Origin of the sequence: Sphingobium sp. JS3065, assembly GCF_026427355.1 — a bacterium.
GTDB lineage: Bacteria > Pseudomonadota > Alphaproteobacteria > Sphingomonadales > Sphingomonadaceae > Sphingobium.
In genome coordinates, this window is the sequence record NZ_CP102664.1 from 1,119,834 (window position 1) to 1,143,043 (window position 23,210).

General features: G+C 65.4%; 19 protein-coding genes. 15 read left to right on the plus strand and 4 right to left on the minus strand.

Translation table 11 applies throughout. From position 1 onward, the window contains the following. The first annotated feature begins 4 nt into the window (after window positions 1-4). Genes trbK-alt through NUH86_RS05520 form a run of 6 tightly spaced genes read left to right on the plus strand, consistent with a single transcriptional unit; the run spans window position 5 to window position 4,754 of the window. The gene (trbK-alt, locus tag NUH86_RS05495; protein ID WP_267251487.1) at window positions 5-307 is read left to right on the plus strand and encodes a putative entry exclusion protein TrbK-alt; all 303 of its coding nucleotides are present in this window, start codon (window positions 5-7) and stop codon (window positions 305-307) included. A 1-nt stretch (window position 308) separates the two neighbouring features. After that, window positions 309-1,616, plus strand: a complete 1,308-nt coding sequence (gene trbL, locus NUH86_RS05500; RefSeq protein ID WP_267251488.1) for a P-type conjugative transfer protein TrbL — start codon at window positions 309-311, stop codon at window positions 1,614-1,616. Window positions 1,617-1,619: 3 nt separating this feature from the next. Then, window positions 1,620-2,303: a conjugal transfer protein TrbF gene (trbF, locus tag NUH86_RS05505; RefSeq protein ID WP_267251489.1), complete on the plus strand. Its 684-nt coding sequence runs from the start codon at window positions 1,620-1,622 to the stop codon at window positions 2,301-2,303. Beyond that, entirely contained in the window at window positions 2,300-3,316 is a 1,017-nt protein-coding gene (gene trbG, locus NUH86_RS05510) for a P-type conjugative transfer protein TrbG (protein WP_267251490.1), read from the plus strand. Before trbF ends, trbG begins: the two co-directional genes overlap by 4 nt. A gap of 35 nt (window positions 3,317-3,351) precedes the next feature. Continuing rightward, the gene (locus tag NUH86_RS05515; protein WP_267251491.1) at window positions 3,352-4,533 is read left to right on the plus strand and encodes a TrbI/VirB10 family protein; all 1,182 of its coding nucleotides are present in this window, start codon (window positions 3,352-3,354) and stop codon (window positions 4,531-4,533) included. Further along, window positions 4,530-4,754: a DUF2274 domain-containing protein gene (locus NUH86_RS05520; RefSeq protein WP_267251492.1), complete on the plus strand. Its 225-nt coding sequence runs from the start codon at window positions 4,530-4,532 to the stop codon at window positions 4,752-4,754. Before NUH86_RS05515 ends, NUH86_RS05520 begins: the two co-directional genes overlap by 4 nt. A gap of 15 nt (window positions 4,755-4,769) precedes the next feature. Here the strand turns inward: NUH86_RS05520 and NUH86_RS05525 are convergent, their stop codons facing one another. The 3 genes from NUH86_RS05525 to NUH86_RS05535 are packed head-to-tail and all read right to left on the minus strand — an operon-like array spanning window position 4,770 to window position 6,903. Beyond that, window positions 4,770-5,078, minus strand: coding sequence for a hypothetical protein (locus NUH86_RS05525; RefSeq protein ID WP_267251493.1), 309 nt, complete (start codon window positions 5,076-5,078; stop codon window positions 4,770-4,772). Next, window positions 5,065-6,015, minus strand: coding sequence for a LysR family transcriptional regulator (locus NUH86_RS05530; RefSeq protein ID WP_267251494.1), 951 nt, complete (start codon window positions 6,013-6,015; stop codon window positions 5,065-5,067). The genes NUH86_RS05525 and NUH86_RS05530 overlap by 14 nt, the downstream gene beginning before the upstream one ends. Before the next feature lie 27 nt (window positions 6,016-6,042). Next, entirely contained in the window at window positions 6,043-6,903 is an 861-nt protein-coding gene (locus tag NUH86_RS05535) for a DMT family transporter (protein ID WP_267251495.1), read from the minus strand. 158 nt (window positions 6,904-7,061) lie between these two features. On the opposite strand from NUH86_RS05535, the gene NUH86_RS05540 reads away from it, so the two are divergent. Beyond that, window positions 7,062-8,441, plus strand: a complete 1,380-nt coding sequence (locus tag NUH86_RS05540) for a PLP-dependent aminotransferase family protein (RefSeq protein WP_267251496.1) — start codon at window positions 7,062-7,064, stop codon at window positions 8,439-8,441. Between the two features lie 157 nt (window positions 8,442-8,598). Here NUH86_RS05540 and NUH86_RS05545 read toward each other — a convergent pair whose 3' ends face one another. Next, entirely contained in the window at window positions 8,599-9,522 is a 924-nt protein-coding gene (locus NUH86_RS05545) for an endo alpha-1,4 polygalactosaminidase (RefSeq protein WP_267251497.1), read from the minus strand. Window positions 9,523-10,075: 553 nt separating this feature from the next. Here NUH86_RS05545 and NUH86_RS05550 point away from each other — a divergent pair. Genes NUH86_RS05550 through pelF form a run of 8 tightly spaced genes read left to right on the plus strand, consistent with a single transcriptional unit; the run spans window position 10,076 to window position 23,201 of the window. Continuing rightward, window positions 10,076-14,371 (plus strand): cadherin domain-containing protein, encoded by a 4,296-nt coding sequence (locus tag NUH86_RS05550; protein ID WP_267251498.1) that lies wholly within the window; start codon window positions 10,076-10,078, stop codon window positions 14,369-14,371. Window positions 14,372-14,390: 19 nt separating this feature from the next. After that, entirely contained in the window at window positions 14,391-15,800 is a 1,410-nt protein-coding gene (gene pelG, locus NUH86_RS05555) for an exopolysaccharide Pel transporter PelG (protein WP_267251499.1), read from the plus strand. Beyond that, complete coding sequence (locus NUH86_RS05560) at window positions 15,797-16,660, plus strand: endo alpha-1,4 polygalactosaminidase (RefSeq protein ID WP_267251500.1); 864 nt, start codon at window positions 15,797-15,799, stop codon at window positions 16,658-16,660. Before pelG ends, NUH86_RS05560 begins: the two co-directional genes overlap by 4 nt. Next, window positions 16,657-18,387: a tetratricopeptide repeat protein gene (locus tag NUH86_RS05565; protein ID WP_267251501.1), complete on the plus strand. Its 1,731-nt coding sequence runs from the start codon at window positions 16,657-16,659 to the stop codon at window positions 18,385-18,387. Before NUH86_RS05560 ends, NUH86_RS05565 begins: the two co-directional genes overlap by 4 nt. After that, a complete protein-coding gene (locus NUH86_RS05570) occupies window positions 18,384-19,904 on the plus strand; it encodes a hypothetical protein (protein WP_267251502.1) in 1,521 nt (506 codons plus the stop codon). The genes NUH86_RS05565 and NUH86_RS05570 overlap by 4 nt, the downstream gene beginning before the upstream one ends. After that, window positions 19,904-20,851: a hypothetical protein gene (locus tag NUH86_RS05575; RefSeq protein WP_267251503.1), complete on the plus strand. Its 948-nt coding sequence runs from the start codon at window positions 19,904-19,906 to the stop codon at window positions 20,849-20,851. The genes NUH86_RS05570 and NUH86_RS05575 overlap by 1 nt, the downstream gene beginning before the upstream one ends. Continuing rightward, a complete protein-coding gene (locus NUH86_RS05580; protein WP_267251504.1) occupies window positions 20,848-21,711 on the plus strand; it encodes a hypothetical protein in 864 nt (287 codons plus the stop codon). The genes NUH86_RS05575 and NUH86_RS05580 overlap by 4 nt, the downstream gene beginning before the upstream one ends. Continuing rightward, window positions 21,711-23,201 carry a GT4 family glycosyltransferase PelF gene (gene pelF, locus NUH86_RS05585; RefSeq protein ID WP_267251505.1) on the plus strand — a complete coding sequence of 497 codons (1,491 nt, stop codon included), beginning with the start codon at window positions 21,711-21,713 and terminating at the stop codon, window positions 23,199-23,201. Before NUH86_RS05580 ends, pelF begins: the two co-directional genes overlap by 1 nt. Window positions 23,202-23,210 lie beyond the last annotated feature (9 nt).

The window sequence follows — 23,210 nt, forward strand, 5'->3', positions numbered from 1 at the left end:
CGTCATGGACAGCAAGCTCCTCGCGCGCATCGGCGCCGTCATCTTCATCGCCATCGCCATCACGATGACGGCGATCGAGATGAGCCGAGCGCCAGAGCCACCGCGCGCGGGGCCGGCGGCCGTCGCCGAGAAATCGGCGACGGACCCGCTGTTGATCGAGCTGCGCCGCTGCCAGTCGATCGGCGCGGCCGGGGCGAGCGACCCTGATTGCCTGCGCGCCTGGGCCGAGAACCGTCGTCGGTTCCTCGCGCCCGGCGCGCGTCCCGCCGCCCGCATCGCCGATGGCGCTACCCCGCAGGAGAATTGATATGGGCGGCACCGGCGTCGTCGATCGCTTTCTGGATGTCTTCACCCGCTACATCGACAGCGGGTTCGGCCTGCTCGGCGGCGAGGTGGCGTTCATCGCCACCACCCTGATCGTTATCGACGTGACCTTGGCCGCACTGTTCTGGACGTGGGGCGAAGGCGACGACATCATCGCGCGCCTCGTCAAGAAGACGCTGTTCGTCGGCGTCTTCGCCTATATCATCGGCAACTGGAACAGCCTGGCGCGCATCGTCTTCGAGAGCTTCGCCGGCCTCGGCCTGAAAGCCTCGGGCACGGGCTTCACGGCCGCCGAGCTGCTCCAGGCCGGCCGGGTCGCTCAGGTCGGCCTCGATGCGGGCCAACCGATCCTAGAATCCATTTCAGACTTGATGGGCTGGGTCGCGTTCTTCGAGAACTTCATCCAGATCGCGGTGCTGCTGATCGCCTGGCTGCTGGTTATCCTCGCCTTCTTCATTCTGGCGATCCAGCTCTTCGTGACGCTGATCGAGTTCAAGCTGGCGACGCTCGCCGGCTTTGTCCTCATTCCGTTCGGCCTGTTCGGTAAGACCGCCTTCATGGCCGAGCGCGTGCTGGGGCTCGTCATCTCGTCGGGCGTCAAGGTGCTGGTGCTCGCCGTCATCGTCGGCATCGGCTCAACGCTGTTCGACGAGTTCCGCGCCGGGTTCGGCGGCGCGCAGCCGAGCATCGAGGACGCTCTGGCCGTCGCGCTCGCCTCGCTCTGTCTGCTGGGCCTCGGTATCTTCGGTCCGTCGATCGCCAACGGCATCGTCTCGGGCGGCCCAGCGCTGGGCGCAGGGGCCGCGGCGGGAACGGTGCTTGCGGCCGGCGGCGCGATGGCCGGTGGCGCGGCCGCCGCCCGTCTCGGCGCCGGCGCGGCGGCAGGCGCGGTCAGCGGCGCGGCGCGAGGCGCGGCCTTCACCTCCGGCGCCGCTAACAGCGCTTATGCCCTCGGCTCCGCCGGAAAGACCGGCGCGGCTGCGGTCGCCGGCGGCGCTGGCGGCGTCGGCCAGGCGGCGGTCGGTGCGGCCATGTCGCCGCTTCGCAAAGCGGCCGCCTCGCTCAAGGACAGCTATCGCTCCGGTGGCCGCGCCGCCGTCACTGCCACCGGCGGGACCATTTCAGGCGGCTCAGCAGCCTCACCGTCACAGTCGTCCGGCGCGCCCGCCTGGGCGTCCGCGATGAAGAACCGCCAGACCATGACCCACGGCGCGACCATCGCCGCCCACACACTGCGCTCCGGCGACGGCGGCGGCAGCGGCGCATCCGTCGATACCAGCCAGAAGGATTGATCCATGTTCAAACGACCGAGCATCCGCTACGGCCAGACGCCCGAGCCTGCCACACCCTATCAGCGCGCCGCGCAGGCATGGGACGACCGCATAGGCTCGGCGCGCGTTCAGGCAAAGAACTGGCGGCTCGCCTTTTTCGGCACGCTGGCCCTGTCGGGCGGGCTGGCCAGCGGTCTCGTTTGGCAATCGACGCGCGGCCACATCGTCCCTTGGGTCGTGCAGGTCGATCGGCTGGGAGAGGCCCAAGCGGTCGCGCCGGCCGAGGCCGGCTACCGTCCGACCGATCCGCAGGTCGCGTTCCATCTCGCCCGCTTCATCGAGCAGGTGCGCGCGATCCCGGCAGACCCGGTGATCGTCCGTCAGAACTGGCTCAGGGCTTATGACTTCACGACCGATCGCGGCGCGCTCGCGCTCAACGATTATGCGCGCGCCAACGACCCATTCGCCAACGTCGGGCGGGTGCAGGTCGCGGTGGAGGTGTCGAGCGTCATCCGGGCATCGCCCGACAGCTTCCGCGTCGCCTGGATCGAGCGCCGCTATCAGGACGGCAGCCTTGCCGCCACCGAACGCTGGTCGGCGATTCTCACCATCGTCGTCCAGCCGCCGCGCACGCCCGACGCCCTGCGCAAGAATCCGCTCGGCGTTTTCGTCAACGCCCTCAACTGGTCGAAGGAGCTGTCGCAATGACCGGCATACCCATCCGCAGCGCCGCCACGGCCGCGCTGTTCATTTCCGCATCCGCGCTCGCCGGCTGCGCCACCACGTCGGCGAGGCCGTCCGTGATTGTCTTTGACGATCCGGCCCCGGTGATCGTGGCGACGCCCGCGGCAGAACCGCCGCGCGCCGTCGAGATCGTGACGATCCCCGAGCCGTTGCCGCTGCCCGGCCAGTTGAAGCCGGTGACGGAGAGCGCGCGACCGCCAGAGCCCGCCGATCCGCGCCGCCGTGTCGGCGACGCCAACGATGCCGCGCGCATCCAGCCCGTGCGCGACGGCTTCCTCAACGCCATTCAGCAATATCCGTGGACCGACGGCGCGCTGTATCAGGTCTATGCCGCTCCCGGCCAGGTGACGGACATCGCGTTACAGGAGGGCGAACAGCTCGTCGGGCCGGGGCCGGTCGCGGCCGGCGACACCGTGCGCTGGATCATCGGCGATACCATCAGCGGCAGCGGGCCAGCGGCGCGGGTGCATATCCTCGTCAAGCCGACCCGGCCCGACCTCGCCACCAACTTGGTCATCAACACCGATCGGCGCACCTATCATCTCGAATTGCGCGCGACCCCGACGACTTACATGGCATCGGTCTCTTGGACCTATCCGCAGGACCAGCTCATTGCCTTGCAGGGTCGCAACGCGGCCGCTGCCGCCGCTGCGCCAGCGGCGACCGGCGTGGACGTGTCCGCGCTCAATTTCCGCTACCGGATCGAAGGCGACCGCGCGGCGTGGAAGCCCGTTCGCGCGTTCGACGTTGGCCGGCAGGTGTTCGTGGAGTTTCCGGCCGGGATCTCTCAGGGCGAGATGCCGCCGCTGTTCGTGATCGGCGCGGCCGGTGACGCCGAGCTGGTCAATTACCGCGTGCAGGGCCGCTACATGGTGGTCGATCGCCTATTCGCCGCTGCCGAGCTGCGCCTTGGCGACCGACGCAGCGAACAGCGCGTCCGCATCGTGCGCGATGACGGGCGGAGGGGGCGGCCGTGACAGACAGCCACGATCCCGCCGTTGGAGACCAGCCCATGCCCCAAGCGGAACGGCCCGATCCCGCCGCCTTCCAGCTTCGTGGCGATCCGCCCCGCGTCATGCGGCTGTCCCGTAAGGCACTCGCCGTCGTCGGCGTCGCCGCCGGCCTCGGCATCGGTGGTTCGCTGATCTATGCACTGCGGCCGCCGGGTGAGAAGGCCGCGCAGGAACTCTACAACACTGACAGCCGCGCCACCTCGGAGGCGATCACGTCCGGGCCGCGAGACTACGCCCAGGCGCCGCGTCTTGGACCTCCGCTGCCCGGCGATCTCGGTCGCCCGATCGTGTCGGCGCAGCAGCGCGGCGAGGACGTGCCCGTGCCACCGATCGGCGCGCAGCCGGGCCCGCCTGATCCGCGCGCACAGGCGGCGGAAGCCGCCCGGCAGCGCGCCGCGCAGGAGCGCGATGCTGCGCGCACCAGCTCGGTCTTCCTCGGCAGCGGCGGCGCGCGCGCAAGCGCGGAGCCCGTTGCGACGCCGGGCTTGCCAGCGCCTTCCGGGCAGGAGCCAGCCCAGCAGGCTGCGCAAGGCGACCAGGCCGGCAAGCGCGCGTTCATGGCGCAGGCGTCCAATCAGCGCACAGTCAGCGTCGAGCGGCTGACGGCGCCGGCATCCCCCAACATCGTGCAGGCCGGCAGCATCATCCCGGCCGCGCTCATCACCGGCGTCCGTTCGGACCTGCCCGGCCAGATCACCGCGCAGGTCACGGCGAATGTCTATGACAGCCCGACCGGCCGCATCCTGCTCATTCCGCAGGGCGCGCGACTGATCGGCGAGTATGACAGTGAGATCGCCGCCGGACAGACCCGCGTGCTGCTAGCCTGGGATCGGCTCATCATGCCAGACGGGCGCTCGATCGTTCTCGAGCGCCAGCCCGGCGCGGACGGAGCCGGATTCGCGGGGCTACAGGACCGCGTGAATCAGCATTGGGGCAATCTCCTCAAGGCGGCGGCCGTCTCGACGCTGCTTGGCGTCGGCGCCGAGCTGGGTGCGGACAGCGAGGACGCCCTGACGCAGGCACTGCGTCGCGGCTCACAGGACACCATCAATCAGACCGGCCAGCAGATCGTGCGGCGGCAGCTCAACGTGCAGCCGACGCTCACCATCCGGCCGGGGCATCCGCTGCGCGTGGTCCTTACACGCGACCTCGTGCTTGAGCCGATCGGAGCAACGCGATGACGAAGTTGAAGCTGGGGCCGCTGGCCGACGACCGACCCGTCAAGCTGACGGTCGAACTGCCCGCGGCCGTTCACCGCGATCTTGTCGCCTACGCCGCAGCGCTCGCGGCCGAAACGGGCGGGGAGATCGTCTCCCCCGAGAAGCTCGTCTCGCCCATGCTAGCGAAGTTCATGGCAAGCGACCGGGGGTTTTCGCGGCGTCGGGGCGCCGCGAAGGACTGAGCTGATGCGCTGCCGTCAGTTGCCCAAGAACCGCCTGCGGCGCTCCTGAGCCTCGACCTTGATTATCGCTTCCTCGGCAGTGGCGCATTCGCCACCACGCACCGAGCCATCGCGGCATCCGGCCACGACCTGCCGCGCCTCGTCGATATGCGCCACGAAATATTGCGTGCCGCGCGCCTCGCTTGGCGCCGCAGCGATGGGCGACGGGATGGCGACGGCGGCCGCCTGCTGCGTCGGCGCGATCACCGGCCGCAGGACAAATCCGCCCGCGAAACCGATCACCAATGTAACGAGTGCGATGATGATTGTCTTACCTTGCGACATGGATGTGACTCCAATAACTCACTCTTAATCTACTGGATTCACTGCGAGAAATCAAAAGACAGCGCCATCCAAGGAAACGCCGCAGCGCGGGGTTGCCATTGTCATCGCGCCAGCAACCCGAATGGCCCGTTAGGGCCGGCCCCTGTTCGCCGTGTATCGCTCGATAGACGACATCGGGGTAGCGCGCACCGGTTGAACCCTCGCAAACGATGCTCACGCCCGAGTTGCCACCGAGAACGCTCAGGACTGTCTCGCGGCTCGCCTGGAGCATTCGGATGTCGGGCTTACTGCCCGAGACCGCCAGACGGCCTAGCAGCATATCTCGTATCTCCGGGCCGGGATCGGCCGCAGGCAGCAGGAATCGCTCGTTGCGAAGATCGATCCAGTGAACCACATCGCGTTCGGCGAGCGGATGCGACGCCGGAAGCGCCACCAGCATCCGCTCGCTCCATAGCGGTTCGCAGCGAAACCCGTCATGGCCGGCCACGCCCATGAGGATTGCGATGTCGATCTCCCCGGTATCGAGACCGGCGAGCAGGACGCTGCGATCGGCCTCGACGCATTCGACATCGACGTCGGGATGCGCGTCCTGCCAACTCATCAGCGTCGCCCGGAGATTGCCTGCGGAGACCGAGCTGTTGTGCCCGAGCATCAATCCGCCGGCGCGGCCCTGGCCGGCCGCGCGCATCATCGCCACGAGCTTGTCCGCCGTGGCTACCATCGGCTTCGCGCCGCGAATGAAGGTATTTCCCGCCAGCGTCATCGTCACACCAGCGCGCGAGCGCTCAAAGATCGGCATGCCGACCGAGCGCTCCAACTTGAGGATAGCGCGGCTCAGCGTCGATTGCTCGATGTCGAGCGCGCGGGCCGCACGATAGAAGCTACCATGATCCGCTGCTGCGATAGCGTAGCGAAGCTGGCGGATGTCAAAGGGCATTGCTCAACTTTCGCCCCATCGACGCGATCAGGTGAACCGCTTTGCGCCCGCGACGCAGAGGATGACGATCACCGTCGAGGCGATCATGGTCCACGCGACGGGCTCGCCCAGCACTACGCCAGCGAGCAGGAGACCGAAAAAGGGCTGGAGAAGTTGGAGCTGGCCCACGCCAGCGATGCCGCCGAGCGCCAGCCCGCGATACCAGAACACGAAGCCCAGCATCATCGAGAAGATCGACACGTAAGCGAAGCCCGCCCAGGCGTGCCAACCAATGCCGCCCCAGGTCGTCGGCATCGTGACAAGCGCGATCACCGCCATGATCGGGAGGGCCACCAGCAGCGCCCAACTGATGACCTGCCAACCGCCAAGCCTGCGCGAGAGCGTTGCGCCTTCCGCATAGCCGAGACCGCACAGCAGGACCGAGGCAATCATCAGGAGATCGCCGGTGAGCGAGCCGCCCTCACTGCGATAAAGTGCGAAACCCGCAACGGTCGCGGCGCCCAACGTCGAGAACAACCAGAAGGCTGGCTTCGGTCGTTCGCCGCCTCGCAGCACTCCGAATATTGCCGTGGCAAGCGGCAACAAGCCGATGAAGACGATCGAGTGCGCCGCAGTGATGTGCTGGAGCGCGAGGGCCGTCAGGAGAGGAAAGCCCACCACGACTCCGATCGCGACGATGGCGAGCGACACCAAATCCTGACGGATAGGCTTAGGCTGGCGTAACGCGACCAGGAAAGCGGCACCGATCAGCGCGGCGGCGACGGCGCGCCCCGTCGTCAGAAACAGCGGCGTGAAGTCCGCCACGGCGACGCGCGTCGCCGGCAGCGACCCGCTGAATATGATGACCCCCAAGAGGCCGCTGCCCCAACCGGCCGTAGTCTTTTCCATGATACCTCGCTTTCCCACGGTCCGATAAAGCGAACAGGCTGGTCAAAACAGGAACAATTCCATACAAATATGAAAAACTGTATTGATAGATGAGCTAATACAATTGAAGGGGTAGATCATTGAGGCACCAGCGAGCCCGAACCCGGACAGAAGAACTGATGGATGCAATCCGGGCCAAGATCGCGAGTCGGGCGATCGGTGCCGGCGATCGTCTGCCATCCGTGCGCGGCTTTGCCGACACGATGAACGTTTCGCCTTCCACCGTGGTCGAAGCCTATGATCGGCTCACGGCTGAGGGCGTGATCCGAGCACGGCGCGGTTCGGGCTTCTATGTGACCGGCGCCAACATGCCGCCGATGTCGATCGGCGAGATGGGACCGCGCCGCGACCGCGCGGTGGACCCCTTTTGGGTGTCCCGCCAGTCGCTCGACGCCGACGCTTCTATGGAGAAGCCTGGATGCGGTTGGCTTCCTGCCGACTGGATGCCAAACGCGGCGTTGCGCCGAGGTCTGCGCTCGCTCGCTCGCGCCAGTGACTCGGTTTTGTCCGATTACGGCAGCACGCGCGGATCACTGGCATTGCGCCGGCTATTGCTCGGCCGCTTCGCGGAGGAGGGAATTGACGCGGGCGCGGATCAACTGCTGCTGACGGCATCGGGGACGCAAGCGATCGACCTCATCTGCCGGTTCCTGTTGCACCCTGGCGACACGGTGCTGGTCGACGATCCGGGCTACTTCAACTTCCAAGCGCTGCTACGCGCCCACCGCGTCGAGGTGGTCGGCATCCCCTATACGCCGGCGGGTCCGGACACGGCCGCGTTCGAGACCGCATTGAAGGCCCACCAGCCGCGGCTCTACATCACCAACTCAGCACTACATAACCCGACCGGCGCCAGCATGTCGCCGCAGACCGCACACCGACTATTGAGCGCCGCAGCCGTCCACGACCTGCTGATTGTCGAGGATGACATATTCGCTGACTTCGAGCCATCGCCGTCGCCGCGTCTTGCGGTGCTCGACGGGCTCGATCGCGTCATCCGAATTGGCAGCTTCTCCAAGACCCTCTCGGCATCGGTTCGATGCGGCTACATCGCGGCGCGCGCCGACTGGATCGAGGGACTGGTGGACCTTCAGGTTGCGACGAGTTTCGGCGGTCCCAGCCCCGTCGCGACCGAGCTGATCGCGGACGTGCTGGCGGGTGGCAGCTATCGCAAGCATATGGGCGAGCTGCGCCAGCGGCTAACCCGTGCCCGCGAAGAAACTGCCACTTGGCTTGCAGGGCTGGGGATAGTGCCGTGGATTATGCCGCGAGGAGGCTTCTACCTATGGTGCCGCCTGCCGGATGGCCATGACTCCGCCGACATCGCGCGGCGATGTATGGACGATGGCGTAGTTCTCGCGCCTGGGAATGTTTTCAGCCTATCACAATCCTCCGCACCGTTCCTCCGGTTCAATGTGGCGCAATCGAGCAATCAACGCGTGGAGCAGGCACTCAGAGCGGCCATGGGCCTCGGTGACCGTCAGATACGGGTGTCGTGACGCCCGGAGCGCTTTACTTGCGCGCAAGGCGGAGCACGACGGCGAAGTGCGGGGATCGGCGTCGCTCGTCGCTCCTATAGTAGTACAAACGGCGACACGTATTCGTTATGTTTATCCGGTGCGGGGCGCCATTCCTGAAAATCGTTGAGAGCGGCCATTACGGCGTGCACCGGTCCGGCGCCGGCCGGTCGAGATTCACGACGGTGATGATCGTCGATATCCGCGCAGTCGCCGATACGTTGCATGTCCTTGCCCGATCGAAGGTTCCGGCGGGCCATTCCTCCGGATATTCCGCATTGAAGGCCGGTTTGCCCGCTGCGACATAGGGGGCGTCGTCGGAACAGAAATTGCCCAGTACGCACCCCTCGAACAGCACTGCGTCGAACAGCGGAACGAGCTTCGCAGATGAACCGCTGGCGTTCTTCTGAACGGGTTTCAGCCCATATCCGCGTGCCCGGATCGACAGGGCGGTCACATAGTCGATCATATCCTGTTCGGTCAGGTTAAACCCCGTCGTCGCAGCGCCATCCTCAAAAGCGTCCATGACGTCGAATTCGACATAGTCGAACCCCTTGTCCCGGCACATGCGCAACCGGTCGTCCATGATCTCGATGAATTCGGGATAGCGGCGAATGTCGATATAGCGCTCCCCCGCAAAGCCCGGATAGCTGTTGCCCAACAGTCCGGAAATGGCAGTCAGGCGTGAATAGTCGGGCCGGTTGTTCTCGGCCGATCCGATATCGAGATAGCAGATCGTCCGGCTCCCCCGCGATTCCGCCAAAGCCACATAGGCCGCACTCGTATCGAAGCCGTCGACGTTGAGATAGGCGACTGCGGGTGGTGTCGCCGGCAATCCCTGACTCTGCAATATCCAGTCCCAACTGGAAAGCGGCGTCGGCGCCGGTGCCGGGGAGGGGGACGGGGTTGGCGACGGCGAAGGAGAGGGCGCCGGAGTCGGGGCCGGCGAACCGCTGTTCCCGTTCCCGCTTCCGCCGCTGCCGCCGCACGCGGCCAGAATCAGCGCTGCGATAGCAACGGCACTGGTTCGAGAGAGATTTTTGCGCGTCCGATGCACAAGCATCGTCCCTTCTTCCGGAACATCGATCCCGAATGACCCGGGCTGAGCGGCGATCGATGATGTCTTCCTTATATGAGATAACAATCCAGTCCGGCATATGGCGATAGGTATAAGTCATTTGCTATAAGTAATTCTCATTATATACTTAATGGATTGTGTATTTTACCATTTTTAGGGTTTTTTTGTGGAAGTAGATTCATTGAAGTTGACATATGAACGAGCATAACTGCACATTAACCATGGGTAAAAACTTCTTAAAACCGAGTCGCCCCATTACAATGCGCGGTGTGACTGTAGCCATATGCGGATTCTCCAATATTAGGGATCGCAGGGGTATTTGAGCCTGACAATGCTTATACCCTGATACAGCCTCATTGGCGCGGATAATGGATGGGATGAACCAGAACGGTACCGGCTTGTCGGCTGGATGCCGCTATGGAGTGATGACTTCCATTATCCTGTTTTCATGCGTGTTTGGGTTTTATTGAAAAAATAAAAGATATTCGGTCGCAAACTTGGGAAATGATCTTCAAATCCATAAGTTTGGGGTTTTGCCATGACCTTTGGCCACAGCGTCAATATCGACGGCTCTCTGGATGACTGGTTCGCGACCGACCGGATCGATGACAACAGCGCGCCGGGTTATCAGGTCTATGCGACCCTGGACAATGACGCCTTCGTCTTCGCCCTGACCGCGCCGGTCGCCATCGGAATGGACACCACCGTCTGGCTGAACACGGACGGAAAGACCGCCACGGGCTATCAGATATTCGGTTTCGCCGGCGGCGCGGAATATAACATCAATTTCGCGGCGGACGGATCGGTGAACCTCTACACCGGCGGGGCGGGCGAGACGCTGGTGCTGGGCGGGCTTCAGGCGGCCTGGTCGGCGGACCGCACTACGGTCGAATTCCGGCTGCCGACCTCCGCAGTGGGCAATCCGGCGGCGATGTACAGCTATTACGACATCAACAACCTGTCGAACAGCTTCATGCCGTCCAACTATCAGTCCGCGCCGTTCACGGTCTTCAACCAGACGAGCGCGACCCAGGCCCCGGACATGCGGATTGGCATCGTCTTTTCGCAGACGACGGCCGACGCCTATTTCAGCCCGACCGCCTATTCGCAGCTTTTCATGTCGGCCCAGTCGCAGGCGATCCAGGCGGGCATCCCCTTCGACATATTGACGGAGGCCGACCTTACCGACCTGAACAAGCTCTCCCTTTACGACGCGCTGGTGTTTCCGTCCTTCCGGAACGTGCCGGTCGACAAGGTGGAGGCGATCACCCACACGCTGGAGATGGCGAGCAAGCAATTGGGCATCGGCCTGATCACGGCGGGCGAGTTCATGACGAACCAGCCGCATGTTCAGGGCGGCACGATCGGCGGCGATCCGCTTCCGGGCGACCCCTATGCACAGATGAAGCTGCTGTTCGACGCCACGCGCGTCACCGGTGGCACCGGCAATGTGGTGGTGAACGCGACGGACCCGACCGGCCTTGTCCTCGACAATTATGCCAACGGGCAGCAGGTGAACAGCTATACTGGCGTCGGCTGGAACGCCTTCACCAGCGTCAGCGGCACCGGCCATCAGATCGCCACAGAGACCATCAATGGAGGATCGGTCTATTCAGCCGCGCTCGCCACCCAGACCGGCGCGGCGCGCAATGTCCTGTTCTCCAGCGAAGGCATCATGGCCGACGCCAATATGCTGCAACAGGCGATTTCCTATGCGGCCAATGGCACCGGCCTGTCGGTCGGCCTGCACCTGTCGCGCGATTCCGGCATCGTCGCCGCGCGTGTCGACATGGACCAGAGCCAGGAACTGGAGGACGTCAATCCCGCGGGCGCCACGCCGGGCATCTACGACAAGCTGCTGCCGATCCTGAGCCAGTGGAAGACGGATTATAATTTCGTCGGCAGCTTCTATCTGAATGTCGGCAACGGCACCAACGACACCGGCACCGACTGGGCCGTGTCGCTGCCCTATTACAAGGCGCTTCTCGACCTGGGCAATGAGATCGGCACGCACAGCCTGACGCATCCGGATAACACCAATCTGCTCAGCGCTTCGCAAATCCAGACCGAATTTCAGGACAGCACCACGATCCTCAACCAACAGATCAGCGCCTATCTCAACCAGCCGTTCCAGATCACCGGCGCCGCCGTGCCCGGCGCGCCGGAACTCCTGCCGGTGTCGCAGGAAATCCTGAAATATGTGACGGATTATCTGACCGGCGGCTATGCGGCGCAGGGGGCGGGTTATCCCAACGCCTTCGGCTATCTGACGCCCGCCGATCAGAGCAAGATCTATTTCGCGCCCAACACCTCCTTCGATTTCACGCTGATCGAATTTCAGAGAAAGACGGTGGCGGAGGCGACAGCCGCCTGGATCGGCGAATTCGACAAGCTGGTCGCCAATGCGGGGACGCCCGTCATCGTCTGGCCCTGGCATGATTATGGCGCGGCGGATTTCGTTTCGGGCAGTCCCACACTGGACAGCCCCTATGATATCTCGCTGTTCACCAGTTGGATTCAGCATGCCGTCGCGGCGAATATGGAGTTCGTCACGCTGGACGATCTGGCCGCGCGCATGACGGCGGTGAAGAATGCTACGATAACCTCGACCGTCCTGGGTAACAGCATCACCGCCAATATCACCGGGGCCAATGTCGGCAATCTCTCCCTGGACGTCGACCGGCAGGGTTCTCTGGTCATCCAGAATGTGACCGGCTGGTATGCCTATGACAGCGACAGCGTCTTCCTTCCCCAGAGCGGGGGACGCTTCAAGATCAACCTGGGGGCGGCGGCGGACGATGTGACGCACATCACCGACCTGCCGATGCGGGCCGTGCTGATGAGCGTCACGGGCGATGGCCACAATCTCGCCTTCTCGGTCCAGGGAGAGGGGAAGATTGTCATCGACATCGCCAATCCGGGCAGCGACGGCATCGTGGTCACCGGCGTAAACAGCTATACCCAGGTGGGCGAGATCGTGACGCTGGATCTGGGCGGCTATGGCCTGCACAATGTCACGCTGGAATATAAGAACCCGCCCGTGATCATATCCAATGGCGGCGGCGCGGCGGCGGCGCTTTCCATTGCGGAGAACAGCACGGCGGTCACCACCGTCGCCGCGACCGATGCGGATATCGGGACGGTGATCACCTATTCCATCTCCGGGGGGCTGGATGCCGCCAAATTCACGATCAACAGCGCGACGGGCGTCCTCGCTTTCGCGGCTGGGCCGAATTTCGAAGCGCCTGCCGATGCAGGCCCGAACAACATCTACGATGTCATCGTCCGCGCCTCCGACGGCACGCTGTTCGACGAGCAGGCGCTTGCCGTCACGGTCACCAATGTGAATGAGGCGCCCGTCATCACCTCCAACGGGGGCGGGGCGTCGGCAGCGATTTCCGTGCAGGAAAATACGACCGCGGTAACGACCGTGACGGCGACGGACGAGGATGCGGGGACGACGCTGGTCTATTCGATCGTGGGTGGGCCGGACCGCGCCATGTTCGCGATCGATCCCTCGACCGGGGCGCTCGCTTTCCTGACGCCGCCGAATTACGACATGCCGGGCGACGCGAACGGCAATAATGTCTATAGCCTCACCGTCCGGACATCCGACGGTACGCTGTTCGACGAACAGGCGATCAACGTCACCGTCACCAACGTCAATGAATCGGCGCCGGTCATCACGTCCGGCGGCGGCGGCGACACGGCGGCCATTTCCGTTTCCAGCGGCACAAGGCCGGTCATGAAGGTGACGGCAATCGATCCGGATGTGAATACGACGCTGGTCTATTCCATCTCCGGCGGGGTGGATGCCGGGAAATTCACGATCAACGCATCGACCGGCCAGCTCAATTTCCTGAACACGCCCAATTATCTGCTGCCGACCGACGCGGGCGCCAACAATGTCTATGACGTCGTCGTGCGAGCGTCGGACGGCGTGCTCTACGATGAACAGGCCGTCGCCGTGACCGTGACCATCCTCAACGCGCCGCCGATCATCCTTTCCAACGGCGGCGGAGCGTCGGCCACCATCCGCATGAGCGAAAACGGCACGGCAGTGACGATGGTCGTGGCGACGGACATCAATATCGGGCAAACCGTCACCTATTCGCTGGGGTCCGCCGTCGACGGCGCGCTCTTCTCCATCGATTCCCAGACGGGCGTCCTGACCTTCAAGGCGGCTCCGGATTATGAGGCGCCCGCCGACTCCAACCTGGACAACCGCTATCAGGTGCAGGTGCTGGCGACGGACAGTCTGGGCGCGCAGGACTTCCAGAATCTGACCATCGTCGTCAACAATGTCAAAGGCGTGTCGCTCAGCGCTTCCAGCGGTGGATCGACCCTGACCGGCGGCATGGAGGAAGATACGCTGAAGGGGGCGGGCGGCAACGACACCCTGATCGGCAATGGCGGGGCCGACATATTGACCGGCAATGGCGGCAACGACGCCATCGACGGCGGTGCAGGGGCGGATCGCATCACGGGCGGCGCTGGCGCCGATATGTTGACCGGCGGCGCCGATGCCGATCTGTTCATCTACACCGCGACGGGCAACAGCACGCCGGCCGTCATGGACCGGATCATGGATTTCGAGCACGGAGTCGACCGGATCGACCTGTCCGGGATCGACGCCATGTCCGCGCTGTTCGGGAACCAGGCTTTCAGCTTCATCGGCAACGCAGCCTTTTCCGGGGCGGGGCAGCTCCATTTCCATTCCGACGGCACGGACACTTTTATCGAAGCGAATGTGGACAATAATCCAGCGACCGTCGAATTCGCGATCAGGCTGATCGGGGTTCACAACCTGACCGCCGCCGACTTCATGCTTTAGCGATGGAGGGGATGGCGAAATGGCTGGCATCGGCTTCAGACTGGATCGGATAGCCCGGGAGGAAGGGCTTGGCGGGATCGCCAACGCCGCCTTCCACGGGGCCGTGGTCAGTTCCGGTCCCTGGCTGATGACCGCCTTTGCGGTGTTCCTGTTGCAGGGCTGGACGCGATCCGCGATGACCCCGGCGGACCATGTGATCGTGCAGACCAGCCTGGTCTATGCCTTCGGCGTCTCGACCGTCATCACCGCGCCGCTGGCGATGATCGCGACCCGCGTCGCGTCCGACCGCTTCTATCTGGAGGAGCGTGACGCCATTCCCTCGATTTTGATGGGGGCGCTGGTCTGGGCCACCATGGTTTCGCTGATCGCGGGCGATCTGCTGTTCGGCCTTGCCGCCGGGATGCGGCCCGACCAGTTCCTGCTGGCGACCGCGATTCTGACGCTGTTCGCGCAGATCTGGATCGCCAGCCCCTTCCTGCATGCGACATGGCGGCACCGGCCGATCTTCCTGGCCTATCTGGCGGGGATCGCCATAACGGCCTTTGCCCTGACGATCGTCCGGCCGACCGCGCCCGCGGCGGTGCTGGCCGCTATCGCCGCCGGGCTGCTGGTGACGCTGACCATGCTGATTTCCGCCATCAGGGATGATTTTCCCAACAGCCCCGCCTGGCGAACGAACTGGATCGGCCGGACGCCCGGCATACTGGCGCTGGGCGCGGCGGGGCTGACCAACGCGCTGGCCATCTGGATCGACAAATGGTTGCTCTGGTGGGCGCCGGGCAGCGTGCAGGCGGTCGGCGCGCTGCGCGTCAATCCCGTCAACGATCAGGCCAGCTTCCTTGGCCTGCTCACCATGATACCGGGCCTGACGCTGATATTGGTCACCACCGAGACCCGTTTCGACCGGGCTTTCGCGGCGCTGATGAGCCACTGCATGGGCACCGCCAACCTGCGCCGTATCGAAAAGGCGCGGCGGCAGGTCACCAGGACGATCAGGCTGGACCTGCGGCTGTTGATGGTCGAACAGGCGATCGTGGCGGGCTTCTGCTGGGTGCTGGCGCCGGAAATCATCCGCCTGCTGGACATGAATGCGCGCGGCATATTCGGTTTCCGGCTGACGGCGGTCGGCGTCGTCTTTCACCTCGTTGCCATCCAGATGAGCATCATCCTGTCCTATTATGACCTTGCCGGGCGGATCGTGGCGGTCTGGGGCAGCTTCCTGCTGGCCAGCGCGGCGGCGACCTTCCTGCTGCGCGACAGCGGTTTCGCGAGCTTCGGCTTCGGCTATCTGGTCGGCGCGGTCACGGCGGCGTCACTGGCGGTGGCGCTGGTCGCCCAGGCCACGGGCAAGCTCACCTATCTGCTCTTCGTCGGCAACAATCCGGCGGTGGTGGGTAATACGGGCCTTTGGGCGAGGTTCTGGCCATGAGCTTCACCGCCTTCCGCCGCCGCGACCTGCTGGCCCTCTCTTTCATGGTGTTCGGCCTGTCCGCCCGCGCCTTGCCGGAAATCGGCCATCCCGACGCCTGGGGCGTGGATTATGGCGAGGCGACCGACCCCGCCGTCGCCCGCAGCTTCGACCTTCTGGTGCTGGAGCCGGATTTCGCCCGTCCGCTGACCCCGCTTCGCGGTCCGGGCAGCCGGTTGCTGGGCTATATCAGCCTGGGCGAAATCAATGTCGCGCGGCCCTTCGCCGCCGACCTGGAAAAGGCGGGGGCGCTGCGGCAGGCCAATCCGAACTGGCCCCAGGCGCGCCTTGTCGACCTGCGCGATCCGGCCTGGACCAAGCTGGTGCTCGACCGCCTGATCCCCGCCATATTGCGCAAGGGCTATGACGGCATCTTCATGGACACGCTCGACAATGCGGAGGCGATGGAACGGCAGGACGCCGACCGGAACAAGGGCATGGTGGCGGGGGCCGCCCGGCTGGTGCAGGCCATCCGCAAGCGCTTTCCGGACATGGCGATCATGATGAACCGGGGCTATGCGCTGCTGCCGCAAGTGGCCGCGCAAATCGACCTCGTTCTGGCCGAGGCCATGGCGTCGCGCTGGAATTTCACGGACGGGCGCTATGAAATGACCTCCGCCGCCGATTGGCAGTGGCAGGCGGACCATCTGCTGGCAGCCAAACGGATCAATCCCCGCCTTGGCCTCGCCACGCTCGATTATTGGGACATGCGCGACAGGGCCACCGTGGCCAGCCTCTATGCGCGGGAGCGTGCCGCCGGGTTCCAGCCCTATGTGTCCACCCTGGCCCTCGACCGGCTCATTCCGGAGCCTCACTCATGAACATCCAGGCACTTCGCGGCCAGAACATGGCCATCGTCGGACCGATAGCGGGAGGCGGGCTTCTGCTCGCCGCCACGGCCCTGCTGATGCCCAGCCATTGGCAGATCGCCGATGCGATCAGGCGCGCGACCTTCGCGCCGCCGCCGGTCGCTGTCCCTCTGCCGCCGCCCAGCACGGCGATGCTGATGCAGCGCTTTACGGAGGGCAGGAAGCTCTCCGTCCCCGACCTTCAGCACCTGCTGAACGCATCGGTCGCCACCGCCAGCGCGTCGCTTCTATCCAGGCTGGCGGACGCCCTCGCGAAGGGTGGCGCGGCACTTCCCAGCGACCGGATCACCTATGACATCATGGCCGGCGGTCGCCCGGACGTTGCGCTCGCCTTTCTGGAAAGCCGTCCCGATCGTGCCGCTCCCGCGGCCTGGCGCCTGCGCTTCGACCTGCACCGAAAGACCGGAGATGCGCAGGGCGCGGCGGACCTTCTTCGCAACGCCGCCATGAACCCCGGCACGGCCCCGGCGAAGGATCTGGTCGAGGCCAGCTATGCGCTGGCTCAACCCGACATGCTGATCACCGCCGCCGAACATGGCGCCATAGCACCGCTCAGCCCCACGCAGTCGCTGGATCTGGCGTCATGGGCGAACGGGGCAGGGCGCTATGATCTCATTGGCCGGATCGACCGGGCGGGGACTGCCGGATGGCGCAACCGGAATCCCTGGCTGGCCATGACCCTGGCGCAGCGGTCCGGCGATACCGGATCGGCGCTGCGCTATGCCGCCATGCTGCCGACCGGCCGCGATGACGCGCGCGAAAGCATCATCATGGCGTCCGGAAACCGGGAGGCGATGCGGCGATGGCTGCTGGACCGGGCGGGCCAGAAAGGCGCCGACCGGCAGGCGATAGCGCAGCGGCTTCTGGAGAAGGGTTTCCGGTCGGACGCCATCGCGCTGCTAAGGACCGGATCGGATGACAAGGCATCCACTGAGCGCATGCTTTACCTGATGGGTCCGCGCCCGGTCGCGCAAGACCTTGCCTGGCTCAGGGCGCGGGCGTCGAATGACCCGCGCTGGGCGGCGGCCTATATCGAGCGCGCCCAGCCCGCCGAGGCGCTGGCGTTCCTGGAAGCTCAACCCGCCGCCGACAGCAGCGACATGCTGATCCAGCGCATCACGCTCGCCAATGCCGCACGGGACAGGGCGGCTGCGGCACGGGCGCTCGACCGCCTGCTGGATGGGCGCACCCTTTCCGCCGGGCAGATCAAGGCGGCGGGAAGCGCACGGCTTCCGTCCGAAAAGGCCGCCTATTATGACCTTGCGCTTACCAAGGCCCGGATCGCGGCGGGGCAGGCGGAACCCTCCGATCATTTGCGCCTGGCATGGAATGGCTGGGACAGGGGCGATGCACGGGGAGCGGCCGATCAACTGCAACTCTATCTGCGCGACCGTCCCGACGACCGGGCGGCGCTGCGCCTGATGGCGGATGCCCAGGCGAAGCTGAGGGGGGAAGCGGCGGCGAAGCCCTGGCTGGAGCGGGTGATGGCCGTCACCCCGCCGCTTTCGGTGGAACGGGCCGAACTGCTGACGCGCCTTGGCCGGACGTCGGAGGCGATGGCCACGGTGGAAGCGCTGCGCCGCGCGAGTCCCCATGACCGCAAGCTGGACATCATGCTCGCCCGCCTGCTCATCACCGCGGGCGATCCCGGGCGGGCGCGGAAGGTGTTGCGGCCATGACGCCATTTGCCGCCACCTTGCTGCTTATGGGGCCGCCGCCCCTGATGGTCGCGGCGCTGCCGTCCGATACCGGCGTGACGGCGTCCGACATGAGGACGGTCGATCTGGAATGGCGCGGGGACGTCCATCTGCAACTGGACAATAGCGGTTACGAGTTGGTCGTGCGGTTCGACCGGCCTATCGAGGATGCCGCGCTCAAGGCATTCGCCAAGGCCGCCGGTCCCGATCTTGCCGATCTGCGCTGGAATGACGACAGCCTTGTCCTGCGCGCTGCCGTGGGACGAAAGCTGGAGGCGGTGGCGGATGCACGCATCCTGCGCGTCCGTTTCCTGCCTGATGCGGATACGTCGCTCGCGCCCATAGCCGCCACGGAGCCGCAGGCGACGGATATGGACGTCGAACTGGCCATCGCCAGGGCGCAGGCCGATGCGGCGGCGGGCTATCCGGACCTCGCCCGGCGGCGGCTGGCCCCTCTGGCGGCGTCGCATCCCGACGACAAGCGCATCCAGCGCCTGCTGGGCGACATGGAGGTGGCGGAGGGCGCTCTGGCGCTCGGCGCGAGCCGCTATCGCAATCTGGCCGCCGACGATCCCTTTGCGCGCCAGGCGATGGCCGAATCGGGCGGCAACGCCATGGCGGCGGTCACGGCGCGGGGCGGCAAGGTCTTCTGGCAGGCGGAGGCCGGATTGAACGCCATGGTCCCGGTCGATCCCCGTTTTTCGTTGGGAGCCGGCGTCCGCTGGTTCCGGTCGGAGGCGGACGCAGTCTATGGCCCGACAGGCATCCTCATCAACCGCACATCCCGTTCGGCCATCGGTGACCTGTTCGCGACGGTCAATCTGGGCGCCGTTTCGCGGATAGAGTTTCAGGGCAGCGCGCAACTGGACGAGAAAGTGGCCGGGGCGGGACTTCGCCTGTTCGCCGGTCCGCCCGAAAGGCAGGCCCGGCTGGTCCTGGCCTATCATCTGCCCGACCTGGCGACGCCGGAGCAATCGACCTTCGGCGGCCATATCAGCCGCGCAGGCATTGGCGGGACGATCCGGCTGACGCCCGAACTGGCGGTGCAGGCCGATGGCGGCTGGAACGGCTACGGATTGAGGGGGACGGGCGCCCGCACGCGCAGCTTCACCGTGGCGGGCGGCCTGGATTATCTGCTCCGCCGCGGCTCGCCATCGCTGGCGGCCAGCTATCGGTTCGACGCGGAATATGTCGACCGCACGACGCTTCGGCCCAATGGCCTCGCCTATATCCCGCTCAGCGATCGGGAAAATCACAGCTTCCAACTGGTGTCGGGCATGTCCTGGACGCGGTGGCAATTGACCGGCGCGGCGGGCTGGACCTTCGACCGCAAGGGCAAGACCGACGGTCCCACCGCCAATATCAGCGCCACGGGACGGCTGAGCGCCGGTTGGCGCCTCCAGGCGAGCGGCGGCGTCAGTTCGATCAGCCGTCCGGGCATTTCGGGCCGCCAGCTTTATCTGCGCGTGGCGTTGACGCGCTATCTGGGGAGGCATTGATGCTGAAGAAGCGGCCAGTCCTGCTGCAATGCATTGAGATGCTGATCCTCTTCGCCGCCCTGATGGCGGTCGACCACGGACTCCTGAACGGCAACGCCTTTTCCGATCTCAACCCCAATCCCTATTGGTTGCCGGTGCTGATCATGGCGATGGCTTACGGCACGGGATCGGGGCTGGCCGCAGGCGCGATCGCTTCGGCCATCTGGTTTCACTGGTCGAACCTGTGGGCGGGGCCAGCCGACCATATCGAACAGCAATTGCGCCTGTCGATCCAGCCGATGCTGTGGATGGTGACCGCCCTGGTGGCGGGCGAGGTCACCGCCAGCCGCAGAAACCGGATCGCGGATCAGGAACGGCAGCATCAAGCGATGGAGCGGAACTGGAAGAAGCTGGCGGAGGTCATCGCCCGGCTGACCGACACCAACCGCAAGCTCCAGGTACGGATCGCGACGGAACAACGCACGGTCGTTCAGGCGATCGCCGCCGGGCTGGGCCTTGCTCAGCCCGATCCGGAAAGCCAGGTCGACGCCGTCGCCCGCATGATCGCCCTTGCCGCCCAGACGGAGGATTTTACCTTCTACGACGTTCGCGGCAATCAGGTCACCGCCCGCTTCGGGGGCAAGGCGGCGCTCGGCCAGCCGCCCGATCTCACGCGATCCCCCATGGTGCAGGCGATGCTGGCTGTTCCCCGGCTGTTGCGAAGCGACCGCAGCGCCGATCAGGCGCTTGTTGCGCCGTTCGGACTGCTGGCCGTGCCGGTGTCTGACGGCGCAGAGGCATTGGCGGCCATCATCCTGGTCCAGAGCGCCGCCGGCATCCGGATGACCGAAGCCTACGTGGCGCAGCTTCTCCAGATCGCGGCCCTTCTGGGCAAATGCCCCGCGCTGTTCGGGCGCGATCAGGCCTTTGCGACGAAATGGCTGGTGCCGGAAGGAAAGGTGGCTTGATCCTCCTGCTTGTCCTTTATTCCATCGTCGACCTGCTCCTGCTCTTTCGGGCGATGTTGGTGGGAGAGGGGGGCATATCATGGTTTGCGCCCGCCCATTTGCTGCTGAGTTGCGCCGCCTTGCTGGTCATGATGGGCCGCCTCGGCGACTTGAGCGCGCCGCAACGCTTCGCCCTGCCGGTCGGCGCCGCCATGGGGCCTGCGGCCATGCTTGTCTGCCTGTTGCTGGCGCCCCTGACTGCGGGATCGCGAAGGAAGCGACAGATCGTCTATCGCAATGCCCGCAGCGGCAAACAGCGTTTTGCGAACACGCCGTCGCCGGTCGAACGGCTTGGCCGGATATTGGATGAGCGCGTGCGCTATCCCGAAAGCGACGAGATCGGCTCCCTGGCGACCATGCTCCGTTATGGCAATCTGCAGGCCCGCTATCGGGCGCTGGAAACCGCCGTGATCTCGTTCGAGCCGCGCCTGTCGCCGCTGATCGTCATGGCCCTGTCGGATGAAGACCAGACCATCCGCGCACTGGCCGCCGCCGCCGCCGCCCAGGTCAGCTATAATCTGGCGCAGCAGCGCAGCGAGTTACAGGCCAGGATCGCGCCCGCCCAGCATCTTGAAGACCGTTACGTCCTTGCCATGCTGCTGGCGGATCATGGCTGCTTCAACCAATTGCTGCCCCAGGGCCAGCGGCTGCGGCTGTGTCAGGAGGCGAGCCGGAAACTGGAGGATGTCGCGGGCCTGCTGGCTGGCGGGGACATCCGGCGCAGGGCGTTGCAGGCGGCGCGCGCGCAGGTGAGGCGGGCCGTCGAGGGAACCGCCAAATCCCGGCTTGTCCGCCGGTCGGGCGTGGAGCCAGCATCCTGATGGCGGAAGCGGGGGACAGCGACATCTGCCTGATCGTCGAAGGCGCTTACCCTTTCGTCGTCGGTGGCGTTTCAAGCTGGTTGCAGGACTTGATCCTGAGCATGCCGGACCTGCGCTTTTCGCTGGTCGCGATCAAGGCGGGGAATAGTGCCCAGCCATGGCGCATGGCGCCGCCGCCCAATGTCGTCCAGGTCGTGGAAGTCCCCCTTCTGATCGAACCCTGCCTGCCGCGCCGCTATCCCGCGCCGCAGATGAAGCGGATCGGGCGGATGCTGCTTGCCTTCCTGTCGACCGGCGGAAAGGACGAACTGATCCGTCTGCGGCAGGCGCTGGAGGCGTTGAAACCCACGCCTGCCGCCGGCGATCTGCTCTCCAATCCGGAAATATTCGATCTGTTCACCCATTATTACGACACCGCTTTCCGGTCGGCTTCCTTCCATCATTTCTTCTGGGCGATGCGGGTGCTTTTGGGCGGCCTGCTCAAGATGCTGCTCGCGCCCCTGCCGCGGGCGCGGGTCTATCACACCATTTCCACCGGCTTCGCAGGCCTGCTGGCGGCGCGGGCCGCCTATGAGACCGGCCATCCCGCCTTCATCACCGAACATGGCATCTATATGCTGGAACGGCAGATAGAGATCATGATGGCCGACTGGATCGGGGACCAGATCGAAACCGGGCTGACGCTGGACCGGGAGGGGCATGACCTGCGCGACCTGTGGCTGGCGGTTTTCCAGACCTATACGCGGGCCTGCTACGATGCCTGCGATCCGATCATCGCCCTTTACGGCGCCAACAACCAGACCCAGCGCCGCCTGGGGGCCAGGCAGGAACGGCTGCGCGTCATTCCCAACGGCATCGATGCGGATCGCTTCGCGTTCATGCAACGGGCCTGCGATCCGGCGCGCCCGCTGGTGGCGCTGATCGGTCGGGTCGTGCCGATCAAGGACATCAAGACCTTCATCAGGGCCGCCGCGCTGGTCCTGGCGGAAATGCCGGAAGTGCGCTTCGCCATATTGGGGCCGTTGGACGAAGATCCCGATTATGCCGCCGATTGCGCGGCGCTCGTCACCGAATTGGGGATCGGCAACGCCGTGCAATTTGCGGGACGCGTCAATGTGGCCGAATGGCTGCCCCGCATCGACCTGATCGTGCTCACCAGCCTGTCGGAAGCGCAGCCGCTGGTGATATTGGAAGGGGGCGCCTGCGGCGTGCCCGTGGTCGCGCCCGACGTTGGCAGTTGCAGGGAGATGATCGAGGGGCGGACGCCCGCCGTCGACCGGCCCGGCGGCATCGTCACCCAATTGGTCAATCCGGAATGCACGGCGGTCGCTATTCTCAACCTGCTGCGCGCGCCTTCATTGCGCCGGGCTATGGGCGAAGCGCTGCGCGAGCGCGTCGTCAAGGATTATGATCGCAGCGCCATCATCGCGGAATATCGGCATATCTACAGCGCGCTTGGCGCCCAGGTCCGCTTTTCGGAACTGCAATGACCGGTCGGC